We start from the raw sequence: 5,387 nt of genomic DNA on the forward strand, positions 1-5,387 counted from the left end.
GCTCCACCCGCACCACCCGCCACACGACCCCCGGCCGGCACGGGGCACCCTGACCGGGCGCCGCGGGTGCCCCGTGCCGGCCGGGGGTCGTGTGGCGGGTGGTGCGGGTGGAGCGGAGCAGTACCGGTCAGGGGCTCATCCGGTCGGCGGGTGACGATGTGCGCTGGGTGGGAGTTCCAGGAGCTGGTGTCCCCACTCAGCGCACATCGTCCGCCCGGCCGCCTGTCGCACCTGCGGCTCGCCCGGTGGTGGATGGGCGTCGACGGCTCGCATCAACCGGTCGGCAGCCGCCCTCCACCTCCGCCGGCGACGCCGGGCGGGTGCGGAGGGGGACTCGGTCGAGTCTCACTGCGTGACGTACTCCGTGTAGTAGATGCCCATGACCGTCTGGACACCGTCGACGGTGTAGGCCTCGATGATCTTCTGCTCCAGCGACTCCTTCAGCGCCTCCCGGGCGTTGGTGACGTCGGCCGGGTTGGCCTGCGAGAAGGTGGAGATGATCGCGTCGTAGGCCTTGGCGCCGTCGACACCGCCCGCGCCGTGGCCGCCGCCGGCGGCCTCGACGGTGTAGTCCAGGGTGATCCCGATCTTCAGGTAGCCACCACCGGCGAGGTTCACCGCGATGGGCTCCAGCGCGGTGTAGCCGCCGTGCTCGGGTGCTGCGGCCTCCGCCTCGCCGGAGCCGGCGAAGAGGAAGAAGTAGGCGGCACCGGCGCCGGCGAGCAGCACCAGGGCCAGCGCCAGGAGGAGCTTGCCCTTGCCGCCCTTGCCCTCGGTCTCCTCGCCGTCGGCGGGCGCGGTCTTGTCCTTGCTCATTCGGTCACTCCTCGGTGGGCGGCGTCGAGGCCGGGCAGGAGGGCGTTGGCCTCCGCCGACGCGGTGGACAGGACGACGACGTCGACCCGTCTGTTGACGGTGAGTGCGGAGGGGTCGGACTCGGGCACCAGCGGCCGGGTCGAGGAGTAGCCGACGGCCGACAGGCGCGGCTGCGGGATCCCCTCCGTGGCCAGGTACCGGACGACCGTGGTCGCGCGGGTGGCCGAGAGCTCCCAGTTCGACGGCCACGGGCCGCCGGCGGTGACCGGGAGGTGGTTGGCGTGGCCCTCCACCCCGAGCTGGTTGGGCAGCTCGCCGAGGGTGGGCGCGACGGCGCTGAGGATCGCCCGCCCCTCGGGTCGGAGGACGGCCTCCTCGGCGTCGAAGAGCACCTGGTCGGCCACGATGTGCACGACCAGGCCGCGCTCGTCGATCTCGAAGCGGGCGGCGCCGGCGTACCCCGCCGCGGTGAGCGCCGCGTCGATCCGGTCGCGGGCCCGGGCCAGCTCGTCGTAGGCGGCCTGCGCCTCGCCGGCGATGCGCTCGGCCCGCTCCGCCGCGGCCTGCGCGGCGGCCTTGTCGAGCTCGGCCTGCGCGACGGTCGGGTCCGACGGGATGGCGGAGGCGATGTCGACCACGCCGGGCAGCCCGTCGAGGACGGCGCCCTCCGGCGTCGGGCCCGGCTGGACGGTGATGGGCCCGCCGAAGCTCTCGGCCATGCCCTTGGCCAGGGCCGCGAACTTCTGCTCGTCCACCTTGCTCATCGCGAAGAGGACCACGAACAGCACGAACAGCAGGGTCATCATGTCGAAGCCCGACACCAGCCACCGCTCGTGGTTCTCGTGCTCCTCGTGCTCCTCGTGCTTCTTGCCGCGGCGGCGGCCGTGACCGCTGCTCACGGGATCACGCCGCTTCCTTGGCCACCGAGCCCGGCGGCACGAGCGAGGTCAGCTTGAGCCGGACGGCGCGCGGGCTCGTGCCGGCCTGGATCTCGGCGATGCCCTCGACGAGCAGCTCCATCTGCGCGGCCTGCAGCTCGCTGACCCGGAGGATCTTGGCGCCCATGGGGAGGAACCAGAAGTTGGCGGCCATGACGCCCCAGAGCGTGGCGATGAACGCCGCGGCGACCATGGGACCGAGCGTCTCGGGGTTGTTGAGGTTCCCCATGACGTTCATCAGGCCGACGATGCAGCCCAGGATGCCGATGGTCGGCGCGTAGCCGCCCATGTTGTTCATGAACTTGGCGGCGACCTTGTCCTCGGCCTTCTTGGCCGCGATCTCGCTCTCGAGGACGGCACGCAGCTCCTCGGGGTCGGTGCCGTCGATGCCCATCTGCAGCCCGCGCTTGAGGAACGGGTCCTCGATCTGCTTGACCTGGGCCTCCAGCGCGAGCAGGCCCTCCTTGCGGGCCTTCTCCGCGAGGCTGACCAGGGTCTGGATCTGGTCGGTCGGCGGCGGCACCTTCGCCGGCATCACGGCCATCTTGAACCAGCTGCCGACCTTCTTCAGGTCGTCCATCGTCTGGCTGGCCGCCGCCGCGCCGAAGGTGGCGATGACCACCAGGACGATCGCCGGCAGGAAGATCAGCGATGTCGGGTCGGCGCCTTCGAGGATCATGAAGACGACCAGGGCGATGATGGAGATGGCGAACCCGATCAGGGTGGCCGGATCCACGGGTCAGCGCTCCTCTCGGGTCGGGAAGGGGACGACGGACGAGTCGCCCACCGGCTGCCCGGGGACCTGCGGGCGGTAGGTGCCGCGGTCCATCTCGTAGGAGAGGGCGAGGATGCCGGCGCGGTACTCGCGGATCTCCTGCAGCACCTCGGACACGCTCTCGCGCACCACGTACTTCGTGCCGTCCACCAGGAAGGCGACCGTGTCGGGGTGGGCCTCGACCTTCTCGATCAGGTCGGGGTTGAGCGCGAACTCGTCGCCGTTCAGGCGCGTCACTCGGATCACGGGTGGGTCCTCTTGCTCGGGGTGCCGGTGTACCGGGCGGGAACGGCACCTCTGTCATCGGCCCCGGCCGGGGCCTCCTTGAGCCGAAGGTGCTGGCGGGGGGCGTGTGACGGACGGCCCGGTCACCCTTCCGGGTGACCGGGCCGCCGGTGGTCGGGCTGCGCCGGGATGGCAGCGGAAGGACCCGCCTGCCCCCCACCGCCCGCACGCTCGCGGCGGGCCCCTGCAGGCGGGCCGATGCTCAGCGCTTGAGGTTCACCAGGTCCTGGAGGATCTCGTCGGACGCGGTGATCACGCGGCTGTTGGCCTGGAAGCCGCGCTGGGCGACGATCAGGCTGGTGAACTCCTCGGAGAGGTCGACGTTGGACATCTCCAGGGCACCGGAGACCAGCTGCCCGCGCCCTCCGGCACCGGCGACGCCGATCATCGCCACGCCGGAGTTGTCGCCCACGCGGAACGAGGAGTTGCCGGCCTTCTCCAGCCCGCTGGGGTTGTTGAAGGCGGCCATGGCCAGCTGCCCGAGCGGCTGGCGCAGGCCGTTGGAGTAGACGCCGGTGATGGTGCCGTCGTTGGAGAGCGAGAACGACTGCAGCGAGCCCAGGGCGTAGCCGTCCTGCTCCGGGGCGGTGACCTCGCTGGAGCCGGCGAACTGGGTGATCGAGCCGCCGCCCAGGGCGACCGACACCGGCCCGGCCCAGCTGGCGCCGCCGGGCAGGAAGGAGATGTCGCCGGCCGGTGCGGTCATCACGCCGTTCACGTCGAACTCGACGGTCATGGCCTCGACCGGGGCGCCGCCCCCGTCGACCATGGGGGTTCCGTCCGCTGCGCTGAACTGCTTGGCGTCGCCCGCTGCGTCCCGCACGACGAGGCTCCACGTGTTGTCGGCGGTCTTGGTGAACGTGTAGGTCATCGGCTGCCCGACGCCCTGCGCGTCGTACATCGTCGTCGGGGTCTGCACGATCGCGCCCACCGGCGACGCGGCGTTGAGGTTGCCCTCGAGCTGGCCGGCGGTGGTGGCGCGCGGGTTGACGATCTGGCCGTAGGGCACGGACAGGGGGCCGATCGGGCCGTTCGGGTTGATGGTGCCGTCGGCCTCGGCGATCCAGCCCTGCAGGATGCTGCCGTCGGGGGTGACCAGCCGGCCGGTGGCGTCGAAGTCGAACGAGCCGGCCCGGGTGTACAGCTGCTCCCCGCCGGGCCCGCTGGTGACGAAGAAGCCGTCGCCCTCGATCATGAAGTCGGTCGAGCGGCCGGTCGACTGGGCGGCCCCGTTGGTCCAGTTGGTGGTGACCGCTGCGAGCTTCACGCCCAGGCCGATCTGCGCGGGGTTCGTGCCGCCGCGGTCCTCGGCGGGGGCGCCGCCGGCGCGCACGATCTGCGAGAGCGTGTCCTGGAAGACGGTGGAGCTGCTCTTGAAGCCGACGGTGTTGACGTTGGCGATGTTGTTGCCGGTGACGTCCATCTTGGTCTGGTGGGCACGCAGACCGGAGATGGCGGAGAACATGGAGCGGAGCATCGGGGTCTCCTCCGGGTGGGGGGCGGGGCTGGGGGAGCGCGGGTCGGCGCGGGGTCTTCGGGGCGTCAGCGGGTGCCGACGTGGGTGATCCGGCCCAGGGGCACGGCGACGCCGCCGATCGTGGCCTCGGCCTCGGCCTTGTCGGTGGCCAGGCGGACGGAGGTGACGACGCCGGTCTGCGGGGCGCCGGTCGAGTCGGTCCAGGTGACGGTCTGGCCGACCATCGCCCCGGCGCTGCTGGAGCGCTGCAGGGCCAGCATCGAGGCGTTCTGCTTGGCGATCTCCTCGAGCTTCTCCACCTGGCTGAAGGTCGCCGTCTGCGCCATGAGCTGGTTGGTGTCGGCCGGGTTGCCCGGGTCCTGGTACTTCATCTGCGCGACCAGCAGCTTGAGGAAGGTGTCCTTCCCCATCTGGTCACCGCGGTCGACGGAGGTCGTCGCGGAGTAGGTCGCGGTGGTACCCGTGGCACCGCTCACCGCGTCCGGCATGTGGGCTCCTCGCTCTCAGACGCGCACGTCCACGCCGGACGACGTGGATCGGATCAGGGGGGCAGCACGCCCCTCTCCGCTATCGGCAGGCCGACCACCCGGTCGTGACCACCCGGCGGCCGGCTCCTGCGGCCCGCCCCGGCTCCCGGTGTCCTGCCGGGCCTGCTGCTCGGCGGCGTGCCGGGACAGCCAGGAGCCGCCCGCGTCGGCGTCCACCTCGACCCGCGACGGGGTGAGCCCGGCGGCCTCCAGGTCGCGGCGCAGCTCGGGGAGGGCGTCCAGCAGGGCCGCGCGGCCGAGCTCGTGGGCGCCGCGCAGGGTCAGGTCGAGCACGCCCTCGGCGACGGTGACCTGCAGCTGCACCGGCCCGAGGGTGTCGGGGGTGAGCACCAGCGTCATCGTGTGCGACCCGGTGCCGGCGTCGCTGAGGAGGGCCACCTGCTGGGAGAGCTGCCCGGAGACCGGCAGCGCGGCACCGGTGCCGGTGGCCGGCGTGCCGGGGACGGCGGGCGCGGCCGCCGCGGTGCCAGGGGTGGTTGTCGGGGCGGCGGGGAGCGTGAGCGGCAGCGGCCCGGCGGGATCGGCGGCGGCCTCGGGGGCCGGCTCGG

General features: G+C 72.5%; 7 protein-coding genes. All 7 read right to left on the bottom strand.

Annotated elements, in window-relative coordinates; translation table 11 throughout:
- Positions 1-345 precede the first annotated feature (345 nt).
- Complete coding sequence (locus E9549_RS22370; RefSeq protein ID WP_236828795.1) at positions 346-816, bottom strand: flagellar basal body-associated FliL family protein; 471 nt, start codon at positions 814-816, stop codon at positions 346-348.
- Positions 813-1,715 (bottom strand): flagellar motor protein MotB, encoded by a 903-nt coding sequence (locus E9549_RS22375; RefSeq protein ID WP_236828796.1) that lies wholly within the window; start codon positions 1,713-1,715, stop codon positions 813-815. The genes E9549_RS22370 and E9549_RS22375 overlap by 4 nt, the downstream gene beginning before the upstream one ends.
- A gap of 4 nt (positions 1,716-1,719) precedes the next feature.
- Positions 1,720-2,490, bottom strand: a complete 771-nt coding sequence (locus E9549_RS22380) for a motility protein A (RefSeq protein WP_236828798.1) — start codon at positions 2,488-2,490, stop codon at positions 1,720-1,722.
- Between the two features lie 3 nt (positions 2,491-2,493).
- Complete coding sequence (locus E9549_RS22385; protein WP_236828800.1) at positions 2,494-2,775, bottom strand: flagellar FlbD family protein; 282 nt, start codon at positions 2,773-2,775, stop codon at positions 2,494-2,496.
- 241 nt (positions 2,776-3,016) lie between these two features.
- Positions 3,017-4,291, bottom strand: a complete 1,275-nt coding sequence (locus E9549_RS22390) for a flagellar hook protein FlgE (protein ID WP_236828801.1) — start codon at positions 4,289-4,291, stop codon at positions 3,017-3,019.
- A gap of 65 nt (positions 4,292-4,356) precedes the next feature.
- Positions 4,357-4,779: a flagellar hook assembly protein FlgD gene (locus tag E9549_RS22395; protein ID WP_236828802.1), complete on the bottom strand. Its 423-nt coding sequence runs from the start codon at positions 4,777-4,779 to the stop codon at positions 4,357-4,359.
- Between the two features lie 15 nt (positions 4,780-4,794).
- A partial coding sequence (locus tag E9549_RS22400; RefSeq protein WP_236828803.1) for a flagellar hook-length control protein FliK occupies positions 4,795-5,387 on the bottom strand: 593 nt, incomplete at its 5' end.

This window comes from Blastococcus sp. MG754426 (assembly GCF_021699055.1).
In the GTDB taxonomy this organism is placed as follows: domain Bacteria; phylum Actinomycetota; class Actinomycetes; order Mycobacteriales; family Geodermatophilaceae; genus Blastococcus.